This window comes from Paraburkholderia mimosarum LMG 23256 = NBRC 106338, from assembly GCF_000739815.1.
In the GTDB taxonomy this organism is placed as follows: Bacteria; Pseudomonadota; Gammaproteobacteria; order Burkholderiales; family Burkholderiaceae; genus Paraburkholderia; species Paraburkholderia mimosarum.
In genome coordinates this window covers 102,204-120,393 of sequence record NZ_BBJJ01000010.1, presented here as the reverse complement: position 1 = coordinate 120,393, position 18,190 = coordinate 102,204, and the positions used below count along the sequence as shown (strand labels likewise).

The window sequence follows — 18,190 nt, the reverse complement described above, 5'->3', positions numbered from 1 at the left end:
CCCACAATGGCTTCGATGGCGCGGCGATCGGTAGGGGCAGGAGATGATGAGTCAGGCAATCAGGAAGGTCGAATATGACCGGCCGCAGGGTGCCGTCTGCAGCGTCGGACAGGCGTGGGCGCGCGTGCCCGATGCGCCGTCCACGGCGGAGCGCGTGGCATTGAAGGAGCGAATTCGTGCGTTGCTCAAGCGCGAGAAGGCGGTGCTCGTCGCGCACTATTACGTGGACCCCGAACTGCAGGAGCTCGCCGACGAAACCGGCGGCTGCGTGGCCGATTCGCTCGAAATGGCGCGCTTTGGCCGCGATCACGAGGCGCAGACGCTCGTCGTGGCCGGCGTGCGCTTCATGGGCGAGACCGCGAAGATTCTGAGCCCCACCAAGCGTATTCTCATGCCCGACCTCGACGCCACCTGCTCGCTCGATCTCGGCTGCCCGATCGAAGAGTTCTCGGCGTTTTGCGACGCGCATCCTGACCGCACCGTCGTCGTCTATGCGAACACGAGCGCGGCCGTGAAGGCGCGCGCAGACTGGATGGTCACGTCGTCCATCGGTCTCGAGATCGTCGCCGATCTGCATGCGAAAGGCGAAAAGATCCTCTGGGCGCCGGACCGCCATCTCGGCAACTACATCCAGAAGAAGACCGGCGCGGACATGCTGCTGTGGCAGGGCTCGTGCCTCGTCCACGACGAATTCAAGGGCATCGAGCTCGATCTGCTGCGCGCCGAATATCCGGACGCCAAGATCCTCGTCCACCCCGAATCGCCGGAAAGCGTCGTCGCGCTCGCGGACGTGGTCGGCTCGACCACGCAGCTGATCGACGCTGCCGTGAAGCTCGACGCGCAACGCTTCATCGTCGCCACCGACCTCGGCATCCTGCACAAGATGCGCCTCGCGGCGCCGGGCAAGACCTTCATCGAGGCGCCCACGGCCGGCAACAGCGCGACCTGCAAGAGCTGCGCGCACTGCCCGTGGATGGCCATGAACGGCCTCGCGAATCTCGCCGACGTGCTGGAACGCGGACACAACGAGATTCACGTCGATGCTGCGATCGGCGAGCGTGCCCGTCTGCCAATCGACCGCATGCTGGCGTTTGCTGCGGAGCACAAGCGCCGCGTGCAGGCGAGCGGCGACCTCGCGCGCGACACTGCGCTGTTCTCGCAAGTGGGGGCGGCGTAAATGGGTGCGCTCGAATTGCTCGCCATCGACGCCGTGTCGCCCGTGCTGGGCGATGTGCGCACGCAGTACGGTGCGGCGTTCGACGCCGCGATTGCACGCAACGTGGCCGACGCGCTCGAAGAAGACGTCGGCCCCGGCGACCAGACGGGCCGCCTCGTGCCTGCCGACGAGATACGCGACGCGCGCATCATCGTGCGCGAAGAAGCGGTGCTGTGCGGCGTGCTGTGGTTCGACGGCGTGGTGAAGCGCGTCGATCCGCGCATCGACGTGCGCTGGCACTATCGCGAAGGCGACCGCATAGCCGCCGACACGACCGTGTGCTCCTTGCGCGGTCCGGCGCGCTCGCTGCTCACGGCGGAGCGCAATGCAATGAACTTCCTGCAGCTGCTTTCCGGCGTGGCGAGCGTGACGCGCCGCTACGTCGACACGGTCGCGCACACGAATACGCGCATCCTGGACACGCGCAAGACGCTGCCCGGCCTGCGCCTCGCGCAGAAGTACGCGGTGCGAGTGGGCGGCGGTGCGAACCAGCGCCTCGCGCTTTATGACGGCATCCTGATCAAGGAAAACCACATTGCCGCGGCGGGCGGCGTGGGCGCGGCAATCGACGCGGCGCTGGCGCTCAATGCAGGCGTGCCGGTCCAGATCGAAGTGGAAACGCTCGAACAGCTCGAAACGGCGCTCGCCCATGGCGCGCAGTCGGTTCTTCTCGACAACTTCTCGATCGAGATGATGCGCGATGCGGTGAAGCTCACGGCCGGACGCGCGGTGCTCGAGGTTTCGGGCGGTGTGAACTTCGAGACAGTGCGCGCGATCGCGGAAACGGGCGTGGACCGCGTCTCGATTGGTGCGTTGACGAAAGACGTGCAAGCGACGGACTTTTCGATGCGCATCGTCTGAACCGGCACGCTTTCGATTTGCAGCACTCAATGAGAAAGGCCGCCTCGAAATGAGGCGGCCTTTGTTTTTTGCGGCGTTTCCGGCGGCGGGCGCTTACGAAACCGTACGGTTGCGCACGCGCTCGGGCGCTAGCACCGTCGGCAGCGCCTTGGGCAGCGAGTTGGGCCAGTCGCGGCTGTAGTGCAGACCGCGGCTCTCGCGGCGCGAACGCGCGCTTTCCACGATCAGCGAGGCCACGTCGACGAGGTTGCGCAGTTCCAGCAGGTCGCGCGTGACGCGGAAATTTGCGTAGTACTCGAGGATTTCATCACGCAGCAGCGCGATGCGATGCTGCGCGCGCTCCAGCCGCTTGTCGGTGCGCACGATGCCGACATAGTTCCACATCAGGCGGCGCAGTTCGTCCCAGTTGTGTGCGACCACGACTTCCTCGTCGGAGTCGGAGACGCGGCTTTCGTCCCAGTCGGGCAGCGGGGCGTGGGCGCCCGCGCTGAAGCCTTCGGCTTCGATCGCCTCGGCAGCCGAGCGCCCGATCACGAGGCACTCCAGCAGCGAATTGCTGGCGAGGCGGTTCGCGCCGTGCAGCCCGGTGTACGAGGTCTCGCCGACGGCGTAGAGGCCTGCGAGATCGGTGCGTCCCGCCAGATCGGTGACGACGCCGCCGCACGTGTAGTGCGCGGCGGGCACGACGGGAATCGGCTCCTTCGTGATGTCGATGCCGAACTCGTGGCAGCGCGCGAGGATGGTCGGGAAGTGCTCTTCGAGAAAGGCCGGCGGCTGATGGCTGATGTCGAGATGCACGCAATCGATCCCATGCCGCTTGATCTCGAAGTCGATCGCGCGCGCGACGATGTCGCGCGGCGCGAGTTCTGCGCGCGGATCGTGCGCAGGCATGAAGCGCGTGCCGTCGGGCAGGCGTAGCACGCCGCCTTCGCCGCGCACCGCTTCCGAGATCAGGAACGACTTGGCGTGCGGGTGGAAGAGGCAGGTGGGGTGGAACTGGATGAACTCCATGTTCGCCACGCGGCAGCCCGCGCGCCACGCCATGGCGATGCCGTCGCCGGTGGCCGTGTCGGGGTTCGTCGTGTAGAGATAGACCTTGCCCGCGCCGCCTGTGGCGAGCACCGTATGCGGCGCCTGGATCGTCACCGTGCGGTCGTTCTCGAGATCGAGCGCATAGAGGCCGTGGCAGCGGCGGCCGGGGAGGCCGAGCCGGTCGGACGTGATGACGTCGATCGCCTGGTGGTCTTCGAGAATCGTGATGTTCGGATGCGAGCGCGCGCGCTCGAGCAGCGTCTGCACGACCGCGTGGCCGGTGGCGTCGGCGGCGTGGATGATGCGGCGGTGGCTGTGGCCACCCTCGCGCGTGAGGTGAAAGCCTAGCTCGGCGGCGGCATCCCTCGTGAACGGCACGTCCTGGTCGATCAGCCATTCGATGGCCGCCCGGCCATGCTCGACGATGTAGCGCGTCGCCGCCTCGTCGCACAGGCCGCCGCCCGCCACGAGCGTATCGTCCACGTGGTTCTCCACGCTATCGGCCGAATCGAGCACGGCGGCAATGCCGCCTTGCGCACGGTCGCTCGCGCCTTCGGTCATCGCGCGCTTGGCGATGACCACGACGCGTCGCGAATCGGCCAGGTTCAGCGCGACGCTCAGTCCCGCGAGGCCGCTGCCGACGATCGCTACATCGAAATTCATGATCCTGCTTCTCCGTCTCTCTTGTACTGCGCCTTGTGCCCCATCGGGCGCTGTCATACGCGGATGACAAACGTGTGGCGGCTGTGTAAAGCGGGAAGGATACTCCGAGAGACGCGCGAACGGATAGCAACAGTTCCGGCGGGGCCGGTAAAACACCGTTGCGCGCCGCGAAGTGAGGCGGGGGCGCGCGCCGGCAAGGCATCGAGCCGTGCCAGAAAAGAAAAACCCCGCTAAAAAGCGGGGTTTTTCTGTCTTCGTCAGGCTCGGAACCAGATCACTTGATCTTGGTTTCCTTGTACTCGACGTGCTTGCGAACGACCGGGTCGAACTTCTTGATCGACATCTTTTCCGGCATGTTGCGCTTGTTCTTCGTGGTCGTGTAGAAGTGACCCGTACCTGCGGTCGATTCCAGCTTGATCTTGTCGCGGACGCCCTTGGCCATGATTTACTCCTTACAGTTCGCCGCGTGCGCGCAGGTCTGCGAGCACGGAGTCGATGCCGTTCTTGTCGATCAGGCGCAGGCCTGCGTTCGAGATGCGCAGACGCACCCAACGGTTTTCGCTTTCAACCCAGAAACGGCGGTTTTGCAGATTCGGGAGGAAACGGCGCTTGGTTTTGTTGTTAGCGTGGGAAACGTTGTTGCCGCTCATCGGCGCTTTCCCAGTGACTTGGCATACGCGTGCCATGAGTACACTCCTACGGAAATTCTGAGTTCGAGAGCCGCTTAAGTTTCCCAGGCGAGAAATGGCCGGACCAGGAGCGCGCTCACGTATGGATGAGAGACAACCTCGAACCCAGGCCATATTTCCCCTGGAACGCCTTGACGGGCTTTGGAACAGGGTTGGAAATAGGCAAACCATGATTCTAACAGCAAAAGTCCTGGAAAATCAAACAGGATTTACGGATGTTGTTGCGCGCCCCAGCGTGAAACTGGCGACGCGTGGGTGCCGCGCCTCAATTCCAGCCATGGCGCGCAAACGAAAACGTATCGCGTGCGCCGATGACGAGGTGATCGATGAGCTGAACTTCCACGAGCGCCAGCGTTTCGCGCAGCACACGCGTGAGGCGCCGGTCGCTCGCGCTGGGCTGCACGGCGCCCGAAGGATGATTATGGGCGACGATGAGGCTCGCGGCATTGACCATCAGCGCGCGCCGCACGATTTCACGAGGGTACACCGCCATGCGGGTGAGCGATCCGCGCGAGCTTTCTTCCGAGCGGATGAGCCGATGGCGCGCATCCAGGAAAAGGCACACGAACACCTCGTGGGGCCGGCCGCCGATCAGGAGCCGCAAGTAGTCCTCCACCGCGCCGGGGGAATCGACGAGGGGCTTGTCGTCGAGCGCTTCGGCGAGCGAGCGCCGGGCGACCTCGGTTACGGCCTGCAGCAACGCAGCTTTTGCCGGACCGATGCCGCGCAGGGCCTCGAATTCTTCACGCTGGGCGTCGAGCATGGCGCGCAGCGAGCCGAAATGGGCCAGCAGCGAGCGGGCGACCCCGAACACGTCGTGGCCTGGCAATCCCGAGCCCAGCAGGATGGCGATCAATTCGACGTCCGAAAGCGCGGCGGGGCCGGCCGTGCGCAAGCGTTCGCGCGGCATGTCGCGGCGGCGTGCCGCAGCGGACCCGTCAACGCTAGCGGATGTCGAAGGTGACGCCGGCGCGGGGGCCGCAGCGCTTGCGTCGGCGCCGGGCTCCGCACATCCAGGCTCCGGCGGGGAAGAAAGGGCACGGCAATTGCGCCACAGTGATGTTTCCGGCATGCAGGTGAGATCCGTCATGACATTCTCCGCAGGCAAGCCCGGAGCGCGCTGTGCAGGCGGGCGGTGATGCCGCCTGGGAACAAACGTGCCGCGACCGCCCCGGCCAAGTGGCTTACAATAGAAACTTTCCGGCCGGCAGACGCAGGCCGGACAGGCGCCTTGCGGCGCGCACGCGCGAAGCGCGCGTTCCGACGAAATGAGTTACGCATGAGCATCATCGACATCTCCGAAGTGAAACCCGGTTCCCACGTGACGCTGCACTACCGGCTTTCGCTCGCCGATGGCACGGAAATCGTCAATACCTTTGTCGATCGCCCCGCGACCCTGCTGATGGGCGCCGGCCAGCTCGCGCCGCCGCTGGAAGACATTTTGCAGGGCCTGAAGGTGGGTCACCACTCGACCTTTCGGCTAGAACCGGGCGTGGCGTTCGGCCAGCGCAACCCCGACCTGATCCAGCGCGTCTCGCTCAAGACCTTGCGCGAAAACGGCATGATCGGCGACGAATTCAATCCGGGCGACCTGATCGAATTCAATGCGCCCAACGGCGGCCGCTACGCGGGTGTGCTCAAGGAAGTGAACGAGACCTCCGCCCTGTTCGATTTCAACCATCCGCTCGCAGGCCAGGCGGTTGCGTTCGAAGTACAAATCATCGGAATCCTCTAAAGCCCATGACCAACACGGACACGTCTCTCCTCGCCGCTGACCTCACCGACGCCGAGATCCTGCTCGCCCAGCCGCGCGGCTTCTGTGCCGGCGTCGATCGGGCCATCGAGATCGTCGAACGTGCCATCCAGCTGCACGGCGCACCGATCTACGTGCGCCACGAGATCGTCCACAACGCCTATGTCGTCGAGGATCTGCGCAAGAAGGGGGCGATCTTCATCGAGCAGCTCGATGAGGTTCCGTCCGGCAACACCGTGATCTTCAGTGCGCACGGCGTCTCGAAGTCGGTGCGCGCCGACGCCGAGGCCCGCGGCCTGCGCGTCTACGACGCGACCTGCCCGCTCGTGACCAAGGTGCACGTCGAAGTCGCCAAGATGCGCGACGAGGGGCTCGACATCGTCATGATCGGGCACAAGGGCCATCCTGAAGTGGAAGGCACGATGGGGCAGGTGGCCGAGGGCATGTACCTCGTCGAGGACATCGCCGATGTCGAGGCGCTCCAGCTGCGCGATCCGTTGCGCGTGGCGTTCGTCACGCAAACGACGCTTTCCGTGGATGACGCCGCCGAAATCATCGCGGCGCTCAAGGCGCGCTTTCCGGCGATTCGCGAGCCGAAGAAGCAGGACATCTGCTACGCCACGCAGAACCGCCAGGATGCGGTCAAGTTCATGGCGCCGCAGTGCGACGTCGTGATCGTGGTGGGCAGCCCGAACAGCTCCAATTCGAACCGGCTGCGCGAAGTGGCCGAGAAGCGCGGCATTCCCGCCTATATGGTGGATGCCCCAGAGCAGATCGACCCGCAGTGGCTCGCCGGCAAGCGCCGGATCGGCCTCACGGCCGGTGCCTCGGCTCCCGAGGCGCTTGCCCAGGAGATCATTCGCCGCCTGCACGAACTCGGTGCGCGCAATGTGCGCGCCCTCGAAGGCATTGAGGAGAACATCGCGTTTCCATTGCCTCGCGGGCTCGGTCAGCCCGCCTGAGGCCTTACCTCTCCAAAAAAAATGGCGCCCAATCGGGCGCTTTTTTTTTTGCGCAGTGCGTTCGCTCGGCAACTTAAATAAGGGCGCGACCATTCGGGCGAGCGGGTTAACCGTGTATTGGGCGGGTGGTCTTATTAGTGTTTTCGCTAGCGCAAAGTACCGAATCGCGTGGTGTGACCCCTTATTTCAGCTGTTGTTTCGACGATCTCGCCATGCGTGCACCACGCCCGGGCGATATTTGTATGCTCTCCCTTAAATATTATCCATTCCATTCGATGCCCACCCGACAAGGCATTGCGGGAACAACTCGCAACACTTGATGTCAGCCTTGCCGGCTCTTGGTGCAACTGGTGCACGAAAATGCGGCGCAACCCGCGGCGCAACCCCGCTGTCGTTGAGCCGTGGAAATGTGGTTGCAATGCAGGAAAACCCTGCCGGTTCAACAATATTGCCCGTCGCATAATTGGCGTTACAATGCGCGCGTTCTGAAGATCTGGTTGTTCCTTAAAAGGGCTTCGGACATGCATTTCGGAAGGCGCAGGAGACCTCATTAATGCAATTCGAGTCTGCTTTTGCCGCGTCGTCGGCAAATGGGGCTGTGTCATGCGGCGCATGGCAAGCCTCCGTTGTCGAGACCGGCATGGGCGCAACAGCGATTGTTCCTGGCATGCAGCTTGCTTGTGCATGCACCGGCGTTGTTGTGCCGGCCCGCCCTTTTGTTACGACGCATCTCAGTGCTGAGGCGGCGGCGTGCGCGGGCGGCCGGGACGAGGGAGTCATGACGTTCGACGCATTCACGATGGCCAGCCGTGGGGCATATCGCGAATACGTCGCCGCGAATATGGCGCGTAGTTGATTGAACCCGACGGCACCGAACCATCCGACGGTGCCGTTTTTGCATCCGCTTCTGGCGAGCCTGCCGCTGCAACACAGCGACAACGCGGACCAGGGCGGCCAACCGTTACCGGTTTTTACTTCAATACCCGAAAGTGTCGTTGCGGTTCCGTGAACCATCGCCCACCGGCCGATGACGAGCGTGAATCCGGTTGCACGGGCTAAGGAGCATTAAATGGATATTTTCATCCAGCAGATCCTGAACGGGCTGGTGCTTGGCAGCATTTACGCCATCATCGCGCTCGGTTACACCATGGTGTACGGGATTCTGGGCATCATCAACTTCGCGCACGGCGACGTGCTCATGGTGGGCGCCATGGTCGCGCTCTCCGCGATCAACGTCCTGCACAATCACTTCCCGGGCCTCGGGAACATCCCCACGCTGTGCATTGCCCTTGCAGTCGCCGCGGTCGTGTGTGCTGCCGTCGGGTACACAATCGAGAAGGTGGCGTACCGGCCGCTGCGTCGCGCGCCGCGCCTCGCACCGCTGATCACCGCGATCGGTGTGTCGATCCTGCTGCAGACACTCGCCATGATCGTCTGGGGCCGCAATCCGCTGGCCTTCCCGCAGCTCATCTCGACCGATCCGATCAACGTCATCAAGCCGACTGAAACCGGCGTGGGCGCCGTGATCTCGATGACGGAAATCGTCATCATCGTCGTCGCGTTCGTCGTGATGGCGGGTCTGTTGCTCCTCGTGCACAAGACCAAGCTCGGCCGCGCCATGCGCGCCATCGCCGAGAATCCGAACAATGCCTCGCTGATGGGCGTGAATCCGAACTTCGTGATCTCGGCCACGTTCATGATCGGCTCGGCACTCGCGGCGCTGGCCGGCGTGATGATCGCCTCGGAATACGGCAACGCGCACTTCTACATGGGTTTCATCCCCGGCATGAAGGCCTTCACGGCCGCGGTGCTGGGCGGTATCGGCAACCTCGGCGGTGCGATGGTCGGCGGCGTGGTGCTCGGCCTGATCGAGCAGCTTGGCGCAGGCTACATCGGCAACCTGACCGGCGGGGTGTTCGGCAGTAACTATCAGGACGTCTTCGCATTCATCGTGCTGATCGTCGTGCTCGTGTTCCGTCCGTCGGGGCTGCTGGGCGAACGTGTCGCGGACCGCGCATAAGAGGGAGTAGCAGAACATGACTTCAATCCAACCGATCGAGCCGTCGACGACGCTCATCCCCGAAAAGAACACGACGAAGACGCTCGCCGTGGGCATCGTGACCGCGATCTTCGTGGCGGCGCTCCCGTTCGTCGTGGGCGCCACGGGCGGCAACTACTGGGTGCGCGTGCTCGACTTCGCGATGCTGTACGTGATGCTCGCGCTGGGCCTGAACGTGGTGGTGGGTTTCGCCGGCCTGCTCGACCTGGGCTACATCGCGTTCTACGCGGTGGGCGCCTATACGGCCGCGCTGCTGACCTCGCCGCACCTCGCGAACCAGTTCACGTGGATCGCCAACATGTTCCCGGGCGGCATGCATACGCCGTACTGGATCGTGATCCCGTGCGCGATGGCGCTCGCCGCGCTGTTCGGCGTGCTGCTCGGCGCACCGACGCTGCGTCTGCGCGGCGACTACCTCGCCATCGTGACGTTGGGCTTCGGGGAAATCGTTCGTATCTTCATGAACAACCTCGACCGTCCGGTGAACATCACCAACGGGCCGCAGGGCATCACGGGCGTCGCGCCGCTGCAGGTCTTCGGCTTCAACTTCGCGCAGCCGCACGAGATCCTCGGCTTCACGTTCACGCAGGTCTACATGTACTACTACGTGTTCGTGATCTGCGCGCTGCTCGTGATCTGGGTGTGTACGCGCCTGCAGCACTCGCGCATCGGCCGCGCATGGGCCGCGATCCGCGAAGACGAAATCGCCGCCAAGGCCATGGGCATCAACACCCGCAACGTCAAGCTGCTCGCGTTCGCGATGGGCGCGTCGTTCGGCGGCCTTTCGGGTGCGATGTTCGGTGCGTTCCAGGGCTTCGTGTCGCCGGAATCGTTCACGTTCTGGGAATCGGTCGTGGTGCTCGCCTGCGTGGTGCTGGGCGGCATGGGCCACATTCCGGGCGTGATTCTCGGCGCCGTGCTGCTCGCCATTTTCCCCGAGTTCCTGCGCTCGACGATGGGCCCGCTCCAGCACATGCTGTTCGGCCATGAAGTCGTCGATACGGAAGTGATTCGCCAGCTCCTTTACGGTCTCGCCATGGTCGTCATCATGCTTTATCGCTCCGAAGGCCTGTGGCCCGCGGCGAAGCACGAAGACAAGATCGCGAAGATCGCCAAGCGCGCCAGCAAGAAGCCGATTCGCGCATAACGGGGAGAACAGAATATGAGCAGCAAATCTATCCGCCTGTCCGTGAAGGGCGTGAACAAACGCTTCGGCGGCTTGCAGGCGCTCTCGGATGTCGGCCTGCAGATCGAGGAAGGCACGATCTACGGCCTGATCGGCCCGAACGGTGCAGGCAAGACCACGTTCTTCAACGTGATCACCGGCCTCTACACGCCCGACTCGGGCGAGTTCAAGCTCGACAACGAGGCCTATACGCCGACCGCCGTCTATCAGGTGGCGAAGGCGGGCATCGCGCGCACGTTCCAGAACATTCGCCTGTTCGGCGGCATGACCGCGCTCGAAAACGTGATGGTGGGCCGCCACGTGCGCACGAAGCACGGGCTTTTCGGCGCCGTGTTCCAGACGCCGGCCGAGCGCAAGGAAGAGCGCGAGATCAAGGAGCGCGCGCTCGAATTGCTCGAATACGTGGGCATCGCGCAGTATGCGGACTACACGTCACGCAATCTCTCGTACGGCCACCAGCGCCGCCTCGAGATCGCGCGCGCGCTCGCGACCGATCCGAAGCTGCTCGCGCTCGACGAGCCGGCGGCCGGCATGAACGCGACCGAGAAGGTCGAACTCACGCGCCTGCTCGACAAGATCCGCGCCGATGGCAAGACCATCCTGCTGATCGAGCACGACGTGAAACTGGTGATGGGCCTGTGCAACCGGATGACAGTGCTCGACTATGGCAAGGTGATCGCCGAAGGGCTGCCGCACGACGTGCAGAAAGACCCGAAGGTGATCGAGGCGTATCTGGGTGGAGGGGTTCACTGATGTCTACACCGGTCCTGAAAATCAAGGGTCTGCAGGTCAATTACGGCGGGATCCAGGCGGTCAAGGGCGTGGACATGGAAGTCCGCCAGGGCGAACTCGTCACGCTGATCGGCGCGAACGGCGCGGGCAAGACGACGACCATGAAGGCCATCACGGGTCTGAAGCCGTACTCGGCGGGCGACATCGAGTACAACGGCCAGTCGATCAAGGGCGTGCCGGCGTACGAGCTTCTGAAGCGCGGCCTCGCGATGGTGCCGGAAGGCCGCGGCATCTTCGCACGCATGTCGATCGTCGAGAACATGCAGATGGGCGCGTACCTGCGCAACGACAAGGAAGGCATCCAGAAGGACGTCGACCGCATGTTCGGCTTCTTCCCGCGCCTGAAGGAGCGCGCCACGCAGCTCGCGGGCACGCTCTCGGGTGGCGAGCAGCAGATGCTGGCCATGGCGCGCGCGATCATCAGCAAGCCGAAGCTTCTGTTGCTCGACGAGCCTTCGATGGGTCTCTCGCCGATCATGGTGGAGAAGATCTTCGAAGTGGTGCGCACGATCTCGTCGGAAGGCATCACCGTGCTGCTCGTGGAGCAGAACGCACGTCTCGCGCTGCAGGCAGCCAATCGCGGCTACGTGATGGACTCGGGCCTCGTGACGATGGAAGGCGAGGCGAAGCAGATGCTCGACGATCCGAAGGTGCGCGCCGCGTATCTGGGCGAGTAAGGCATCGCATTGCGGTCCTCGCGGCCGCATAAAGACAAAAGCCGCATGGTGCGAAAACCATGCGGCTTTTTTCATGATGCTGAGCATGCCACTCAGGTAGCGAGTGCTTCGGATTCCTGTGCGGCGAGACGCTTGCCGAGACTCACGACCGCGTCGGCGCGATAGCCGAGCCGCTCGTAGAACGCGAGTACCTCGGCCTTGTCGGTGAGCACCTGAAGGTTGAGCTTGAGGCAGCCCATCGCGGCGAGCGCGCGTTCCGCGTGACGCACGAGCCGCGTGCCGACGCCATGGCGCCGCGCCTCGGGCGCGACGGCGACCGAATAGAGCCAGCCACGATGGCCGTCGTAGCCCGCCATCGCCGTACCGATGAGCACGCCGTCATCATCGCCGCCTGCATCGCCATCGTGACGAAGCGCGACGAAGAAAAGCTCCGGCTGCGTGCCGAGCTTGTTCGCGATCGACAGGCGCGGATCGCGGTGCGGCCGGCTCGCGTCGTTGTACTCGGGAAAAGCCTGCAGCCAGAGCGCGAGCACCGCTTCGGTGTCGCCCTCGGTGAACGCGCGTATCGTGACGGACATCGCTCGTGCTCCGCCCGATTACAGCGAGTCGAGAATCGTGCGCAGCATCGCCATCATCTGGTCGATCTCCTGCGTCGTCACGTTGAGCGCCGGCATGAAGCGCAGCAAGTTCGGGCGTGCGGCGTTGAGCAACAGGCCGTCCGGCTGCATGAGGCGCGCCTTCTCGACGATCTCGGGCCCGATGTCCTTGCCGAGCAGCAGCGCGCGCAGCAAACCTTCGCCGCGCTCACCCTGGAAACCGCGTTCGGCCGAAAGTTCGAGCAGCTTCTCGCGCAGATATTCGCCGCGTGCGCGCACGCCCTCGAGAAAGCCGGGCGCAACCAGTTGCGAGATCACCGAATAGCCAACCGCCGTCATCAGCGGATTGCCGTTGTACGTGCCGCCCTGATCGCCCGCCTCGAACACGGCGATTTCCTTCTTCGCGAGCAGCGCCGCAAGCGGCACGCCGCCGCCGATGCCCTTGCCGAGCGTCATGATGTCCGGCTCGATGCCCGAGAGTTCGTACGCGAACAGGGTGCCCGCGCGGCCGCAGCCGCTTTGAACTTCGTCGACGATCAGGAGGATGCCGTGCTTTTGCGTGAGCGCGCGCAACTGCTGCATGAATTCGCGCGTGGCGGGAATCACGCCGCCTTCGCCCTGGATCGGCTCGAGCATCACGGCCACGGTCTTCGCGTTGATGAGCTTTTCAACCGAGGCGATGTCGTTCAAGTCGGCCTTCGGGAAGCCCGGCACCTGCGGGGCGTAGATCGTGTCCCAGCCCGGCTTGCCGCTCGCCGACATCGTCGCGATCGTGCGGCCGTGGAAGCTGTGGTCGAACGTGATGATCTCCCAGGCGCCGTCGCGATGCTTTTTGCCCCACTTGCGCGCGAGCTTGATTGCGCCTTCGTTGGCTTCGGCGCCGCTGTTGGCGAAGAACACCTTGTCGAAGCAGCTGTGGTCGGTCAGGAGGCCCGCGAGCTTCGCCATCGGCTCGTTGTAGAAGGCCGGCGACGGGTTGATGAGCAGGCGCGCCTGCTTTTCCAGCGCCTCGATCATCCCCTCATTGCAGTGCCCGAGGCTGTTGACCGCCCAACCCTGGATGAAGTCGAGATAGCGCTTGCCTTCGTTGTCGTAGAGCCACGACCCCTTGCCATGCGTGAAAACGATTTCGGGCCGGTTGGTGATGTACATCAGCGACTCGATCGGGTATTCGGAAAAATTCATGGCAACGGGCTCCGCGTTGGGGCTGCAAACAGGTTGAAAGGGATACGGCGGAAAAACAAAAAGCCACGGACTGGCCGTGGCTTTCGTGTTTCGAACTTGCTGTGCGTTGAGAAGTGCAGCGCGCGTCCGCGACTAGCCAGGCCCTAGGGATGGGGCGCGCGGCGACGTCGGAGGGCGGACAGCATGCAGTTCATGGGCGCAAGAATACGACAAGCCGAATGGCGCTGTAAACCGTCAATGTGGCGAATTTTTTCAGTCCGCCGAAGAATTTTTCATGACTCTCGCCCTTTGGATCGATCGGAGCCGCTGCATTGCGCACGCAACGACCCGTGCATCGATCCAAAGGGCGCGCGCGTCAGACGGGGTTCGCGAGGTCCGCGGCGCTCGTGAACGAGTCTGCGTAGAACTCGTCTTCGGGCAGGCCATGATGCTGCGAGAAGTCGCGCTGGGCCGACTCCACCATGACCGGCGCGCCGCACGCATAGACCTGGTGGCCCGACAGGTCGGGCAGATCCTCGATCACGGCGCGGTGTACGAAGCCCGTGCGGCCAGTCCAGTTGTCTTCGGCGGCGGGCTCCGAGAGCACCGGCACGAAGCGGAAGTTCGGAATCTCCTTCGCCCATTGCCCGGCGAGATCCATCAGGTACAGGTCCTTCTTCTGGCGCGCGCCCCAGTAGAGTGTCATCGGACGGTTCAGGTTCTTGTGGACCGCGTGCTCGACGATCGCCTTGATCGGCGCGAAGCCGGTGCCCGAAGCGAGCAGCACGATGGGCTTGTCCGATTCCTCGCGCAGGAAGAAGGTGCCGAGCGGCGCCTCGAAGCGCAGGATGTCGCGCTCCTTCATCTGCGTGAAGACGTGGTCGGTGAACTTGCCACCCGGCATATGGCGGATGTGCAGCTCGATAGGGCCTTCGTCGTGCGGGGCGTTCGCCATGGAGTAGGAGCGGCGCGTGCCATCTTTGAGGATGAACTCGAGGTACTGGCCGGCGAGATACTGCAGGCGCTCGTTCGCGGGCAGCTGCAGCTTGAGCACGATAACGTCGTCGGCCTTGCGCTCGATCGCGGCGATGCGGGTAGGCAGCTTGCGAACCTGCACGTCGCCCACGCCCGCCACTTCGCGGATATCGATTTCGAGGTCCGTTTGCGCCGTCGCGCAGCAGAAGAGGGCCATGCCGCGCGTTCTTTCGTCGTTCGAAAGCGCTGAGGCCGCGTGAGCGCGCTGCTCGACTTCGCCGTTGCAGACGGTGCCCTTGCATGAGCCGCACGCACCGTTCTTGCAGCCATACGGCAGGCCGATGCCCTGACGCAGGGCCGCGTTGAGAATGGGTTCGTCAGGCTCGACCTGGAACTGCCGGCCGCTTTTCTTGAGCGTTACGTTGAAAGCCATATTCAGGGAAGCGTAAATCTGTATCCGAGGGTTGAAATCGGGTCGCGGGAGTCGCTGGGTCATTCCCCGCGTTTCCTTGCCGCCCTTCGCCGCAAGGCGCGGGCCGCTAAAATGGTTCCACTATGATTGCCACACGAAACTTGCGCCGTGCGCGCATCCTGATCGTCGGTTGCGGCGACGTTGGCCTGCGCTGCGTCGCCCAGTTGCGCGAGCGGCCGGACCGCGCGCGTGTTTTCGCGCTCGCGCGCCGCTCCGAGCGCGTGGAAGCGGTGCGCGCCGCGGGCGCTGTGCCCTTGCGCGGCGACCTCGACTCGCGCCGCAGCCTCGCGCGGCTCGGCGGCGTGGCGAGCACGGTGTTGCATCTCGCGCCGCCACAAAAAGACGGTGCCGACGACCTGCGCACCCGCCGCCTGATCGCAGCGCTCACGGCGCGCCGCCGTGCGGCCTCGCGTCCGGTGCTCGCGCGCGGTTTGGCGTTCAGAACGTCCCCCACCTTGCGCCTCGCTTCTGGCGAGTCCACGGGTTTCGGTCCGTCCGCCATTGTACCCGAGCGCATCCGGCGGGCCTCCCGCACCCAGCGCAGGCGCCCTAAGCGCCCGACGCTCGTCTATGCAAGCACGACGGGGGTATACGGCGACTGCGGCGGTGCCCGCATTGACGAAACCCGCCCGGTGCAACCCGCCAACGCCCGTGCGGTACGCCGCGTATCGGCCGAGCGGCAACTGCGGCGCGCAACGGCGCGCGGTGCGCTGAACGCCACGATCGCGCGCATTCCCGGAATTTACGCGGCGAACCGTCTGCCGCTCGCGCGGCTCGCAAAGCGCACGCCCGCGCTCGTCGCGCGCGATGACGTCTATACGAGCCACATTCATGCAGACGACCTCGCGACAATCCTCCTGCGCCTCGCGACCCATGGCCGCGCCGGGCGCACCATCCACGCAACGGACGACAGCGAACTGAAGATGGGGGAGTACTTCGACCGCGTAGCCGACGCCTATGGCCTCGCGCGGCCCCCGCGGGTGAGCCTCGCCGAGGCCGAGCGTGAACTCGAGCCAGTCTTGCTCTCTTTCATGCGGGAGTCACGCCGGCTCGCGAATACGCGGCTCAAGCGCGAGTTGCGCGTGAGGTTGCGTTATCCCGACGTGGATGCGTTCTTGCGCGCGCTGCCGCCGCACCCGTGACTTCGGGCGGGCGGCGCGGCGCAAAGCGTGCCGTTCACGTGATGGCCGGCAGCGCTTCGAGCAGGAGGAAGCAAAGCAGCGCTCCGATGAGCGCCCCGATCAGGTTCGGATGATACTGATGCCGCATATGCATCGACGCGAGCAGGCCACCTATCAGCACCGCCCCAAGCGCCACGAATGCCATCAACAGGAAGGAAATTTCGAGTGTGCCGTTGATGATCATGATGCCCCTCCTTGCAGCTTGTAATCGTTCTTGAGGGCAGTATAGGGCGGAAGGCCGGCAAGGACATGCTGCGGCGCGGCGAAAACGGCGGTCGGCTGCGCGCCTTGGTGCGGCAACGCACCGATGAGCGGCAAAGCGTGCGCGGCGCGAGGGGGTTCAGCCCTTGCTGCGCAGGGCGTCGAGCGCTGCGGCGTCGAGCCACTGCCAGGCGCCCGGCGCGAGTCCCGCGGGCAGAGCGAAGCCGCCGATGCGTTCGCGATGCAGCGCCTCGACGCGATTACCGGCCGCCGCCACCATCCGTTTGACCTGATGGTACTTGCCTTCGAGCACGGTCAATTCGAGTTCACGTTCCCCACGCGCGCTTGCCGCGACAGCGGCGCTCGGCTCGCGCTCGCCATGCAGCAGGACGCCTTCGCGCAGGGCTTTCAGCTGGGCTTCGTCAAGCGCATGGCGCGTCGTCGCGACGTAGACCTTCGGTACCTTGCGCCTGGGCGAAGTGAAGGCGTGAACGAACTGGCCATCGTCGGAAAGCAGCAAGAGGCCGGTCGTATCCTGATCGAGTCGGCCCACACACTGCACGTTGCGTTCGGCGAACTGCGGCGGCAGCAGGTGAAACACGCTCAGATGATGCTGCGGGTCGCGCGAGCATTCATAGCCCGCGGGCTTGTTGAGCGCGATGTAAGCGCGTTCGTGAAACGGCCACGGCTGGCCGTCCACGGTGAAGGCGAGGCCGGACGTATCGAAGGTGGCGTGTGGGTCGGTGCACGGCTCGCCGGTGACGGCGACGCGCGCCTCGGCGATCAGCGCGCGGCATTGGCGGCGCGAGCCGAAACCCTGGGTGAAGAGAATGCTTTCGAGATTCATGACGGACGGCGAACAGCGCGGAGCGGGTATTGTAGCCGCGCGCACGCGGGCCACACCCCTGTGCTCCCGCCGCGCGCCTCGTCCGCTCATATCCGGAAGATCGCGTAACCTGGTTTGGGGTACCGGCAAGTCCAGCCCGCGCGGTGCTGAGCGGCCGCGGGGACGAGGTGGCGCAGCCTGGCCGCAGACGAATCCGCGCTAGAACGGTGCCCGCGCTGCGAAGTGCAGCGGTCCTGGGTCAGTCGGTGATGGAAACGCGCGTGCTGTCGTCGGGGCTGGCGCGAAATTCGTTGACCCGGCCCGCGCGGACGTCGAGCAGCAGCCGGTCCAGCGCTTCCAGGCTCGCGGATCGCTCGCCGCCCGATTTGATCAACGTCGCCGCAGTGCGCCCGGAGGCGGACTCGTGGGCCTCGATGAGGTTGCGAATGGCTTCCTCTCGCCTCATGAAAATGCGGTCCATCGTGCGTTCCCCGCTTGTTATCTCAATAATCTCGCGATAACGATAGCATCGCGCTCACGCGAGAGGCGGCGCAGTCGCAGGTTGCTTGATCTTTGTCCAATTGGGTTGCGTCGGCAGGCGTCGTGCGCGCGTCCGACTGGATTCGAGCGGCAACAAAAAACCCGCGAAGCGATGAACTTTCGCGGGTTTCAGGATTCCGGCTTTTGCGAAGAACGCGCAAAAAGCATTCTGGTGCCTCGGGCCGGAATCGAACCGGCACTCCTTTCGGAACCGGATTTTGAGTCCGGCGCGTCTACCAATTTCACCACCGAGGCGCTTGCTGCCTGCTTGTCGCTACTCGCTTGCAGCACATCCGTGCGCCAGTCTGCAGGCGCCCGAAGTAGCCGGTGATTATGACGCAAATC

Annotated in this window: 20 protein-coding genes and 1 tRNA gene; 10 read left to right on the top strand and 11 right to left on the bottom strand. The window is 64.5% G+C overall.

The features are described 5' to 3' along the window. Positions 1–46 precede the first annotated feature (46 nt). Both nadA and nadC read left to right on the top strand, forming a co-directional pair. Positions 47–1,177 carry a quinolinate synthase NadA gene (gene nadA / locus BMI01S_RS11120; RefSeq protein WP_028213377.1) on the top strand — a complete coding sequence of 377 codons (1,131 nt, stop codon included), beginning with the start codon at positions 47–49 and terminating at the stop codon, positions 1,175–1,177. Next, entirely contained in the window at positions 1,178–2,077 is a 900-nt protein-coding gene (gene nadC, locus BMI01S_RS11115) for a carboxylating nicotinate-nucleotide diphosphorylase (RefSeq protein ID WP_028213376.1), read from the top strand. A 93-nt stretch (positions 2,078–2,170) separates the two neighbouring features. On the opposite strand, the gene nadB is transcribed toward nadC, so the two are convergent. The 4 genes from nadB to radC form a co-directional block, all read right to left on the bottom strand. Then, positions 2,171–3,772, bottom strand: a complete 1,602-nt coding sequence (gene nadB / locus BMI01S_RS11110; RefSeq protein WP_028213375.1) for an L-aspartate oxidase — start codon at positions 3,770–3,772, stop codon at positions 2,171–2,173. Between the two features lie 274 nt (positions 3,773–4,046). After that, the gene (gene rpmG, locus BMI01S_RS11105) at positions 4,047–4,214 is read right to left on the bottom strand and encodes a 50S ribosomal protein L33 (RefSeq protein ID WP_027794136.1); all 168 of its coding nucleotides are present in this window, start codon (positions 4,212–4,214) and stop codon (positions 4,047–4,049) included. A 10-nt stretch (positions 4,215–4,224) separates the two neighbouring features. Further along, complete coding sequence (rpmB, locus tag BMI01S_RS11100; RefSeq protein ID WP_027794135.1) at positions 4,225–4,458, bottom strand: 50S ribosomal protein L28; 234 nt, start codon at positions 4,456–4,458, stop codon at positions 4,225–4,227. Positions 4,459–4,726: 268 nt separating this feature from the next. Beyond that, positions 4,727–5,533: a RadC family protein gene (gene radC / locus BMI01S_RS11095; protein WP_081716122.1), complete on the bottom strand. Its 807-nt coding sequence runs from the start codon at positions 5,531–5,533 to the stop codon at positions 4,727–4,729. A 207-nt stretch (positions 5,534–5,740) separates the two neighbouring features. Here radC and BMI01S_RS11090 point away from each other — a divergent pair, with 207 nt between their 5' ends. The 7 genes from BMI01S_RS11090 (at position 5,741) to BMI01S_RS11060 (ending at position 11,890) form a co-directional block, all read left to right on the top strand. Further along, positions 5,741–6,196, top strand: coding sequence for an FKBP-type peptidyl-prolyl cis-trans isomerase (locus tag BMI01S_RS11090; protein ID WP_028213374.1), 456 nt, complete (start codon positions 5,741–5,743; stop codon positions 6,194–6,196). Positions 6,197–6,201: 5 nt separating this feature from the next. Beyond that, positions 6,202–7,176, top strand: coding sequence for a 4-hydroxy-3-methylbut-2-enyl diphosphate reductase (gene ispH, locus BMI01S_RS11085; RefSeq protein WP_028213373.1), 975 nt, complete (start codon positions 6,202–6,204; stop codon positions 7,174–7,176). 553 nt (positions 7,177–7,729) lie between these two features. Then, a complete protein-coding gene (locus BMI01S_RS11080) occupies positions 7,730–8,032 on the top strand; it encodes a hypothetical protein (protein WP_028230518.1) in 303 nt (100 codons plus the stop codon). Between the two features lie 213 nt (positions 8,033–8,245). Beyond that, complete coding sequence (locus BMI01S_RS11075) at positions 8,246–9,196, top strand: branched-chain amino acid ABC transporter permease (RefSeq protein WP_028213371.1); 951 nt, start codon at positions 8,246–8,248, stop codon at positions 9,194–9,196. A gap of 16 nt (positions 9,197–9,212) precedes the next feature. Further along, on the top strand, positions 9,213–10,382 hold the full coding sequence (locus tag BMI01S_RS11070; RefSeq protein WP_028213370.1) for an ABC transporter permease subunit: 1,170 nt from the start codon (positions 9,213–9,215) through the stop codon (positions 10,380–10,382). Between the two features lie 15 nt (positions 10,383–10,397). Further along, entirely contained in the window at positions 10,398–11,174 is a 777-nt protein-coding gene (locus BMI01S_RS11065; RefSeq protein ID WP_028213369.1) for an ABC transporter ATP-binding protein, read from the top strand. Next, positions 11,174–11,890, top strand: coding sequence for an ABC transporter ATP-binding protein (locus BMI01S_RS11060; RefSeq protein ID WP_028213368.1), 717 nt, complete (start codon positions 11,174–11,176; stop codon positions 11,888–11,890). The genes BMI01S_RS11065 and BMI01S_RS11060 overlap by 1 nt, the downstream gene beginning before the upstream one ends. Positions 11,891–11,982: 92 nt before the next feature. Here BMI01S_RS11060 and BMI01S_RS11055 read toward each other — a convergent pair whose 3' ends face one another. The 3 genes from BMI01S_RS11055 to BMI01S_RS11045 all read right to left on the bottom strand — a co-directional run bounded on the left by BMI01S_RS11055 (position 11,983) and on the right by BMI01S_RS11045 (position 15,058). Then, complete coding sequence (locus BMI01S_RS11055; RefSeq protein WP_028213367.1) at positions 11,983–12,468, bottom strand: GNAT family acetyltransferase; 486 nt, start codon at positions 12,466–12,468, stop codon at positions 11,983–11,985. A gap of 18 nt (positions 12,469–12,486) precedes the next feature. After that, positions 12,487–13,671 (bottom strand): acetylornithine transaminase, encoded by a 1,185-nt coding sequence (locus tag BMI01S_RS11050; RefSeq protein WP_028213366.1) that lies wholly within the window; start codon positions 13,669–13,671, stop codon positions 12,487–12,489. Between the two features lie 355 nt (positions 13,672–14,026). Next, positions 14,027–15,058, bottom strand: coding sequence for a CDP-6-deoxy-delta-3,4-glucoseen reductase (locus tag BMI01S_RS11045; protein WP_028213365.1), 1,032 nt, complete (start codon positions 15,056–15,058; stop codon positions 14,027–14,029). A 122-nt stretch (positions 15,059–15,180) separates the two neighbouring features. On the opposite strand from BMI01S_RS11045, the gene BMI01S_RS11040 reads away from it, so the two are divergent. After that, on the top strand, positions 15,181–16,239 hold the full coding sequence (locus BMI01S_RS11040) for an NAD-dependent epimerase/dehydratase family protein (protein WP_028213364.1): 1,059 nt from the start codon (positions 15,181–15,183) through the stop codon (positions 16,237–16,239). Between the two features lie 34 nt (positions 16,240–16,273). On the opposite strand, the gene BMI01S_RS11035 is transcribed toward BMI01S_RS11040, so the two are convergent. From BMI01S_RS11035 to BMI01S_RS11020, 4 genes are all read right to left on the bottom strand, one after another. Then, the gene (locus BMI01S_RS11035; RefSeq protein ID WP_028213363.1) at positions 16,274–16,462 is read right to left on the bottom strand and encodes a hypothetical protein; all 189 of its coding nucleotides are present in this window, start codon (positions 16,460–16,462) and stop codon (positions 16,274–16,276) included. Between the two features lie 156 nt (positions 16,463–16,618). Further along, the gene (locus BMI01S_RS11030; RefSeq protein WP_028213362.1) at positions 16,619–17,326 is read right to left on the bottom strand and encodes a pseudouridine synthase; all 708 of its coding nucleotides are present in this window, start codon (positions 17,324–17,326) and stop codon (positions 16,619–16,621) included. A gap of 238 nt (positions 17,327–17,564) precedes the next feature. Beyond that, positions 17,565–17,786, bottom strand: coding sequence for a hypothetical protein (locus BMI01S_RS11025; RefSeq protein ID WP_028213361.1), 222 nt, complete (start codon positions 17,784–17,786; stop codon positions 17,565–17,567). Between the two features lie 229 nt (positions 17,787–18,015). Further along, a tRNA-Leu gene (locus BMI01S_RS11020) sits at positions 18,016–18,100 on the bottom strand. Positions 18,101–18,190: the final 90 nt, after the last annotated feature.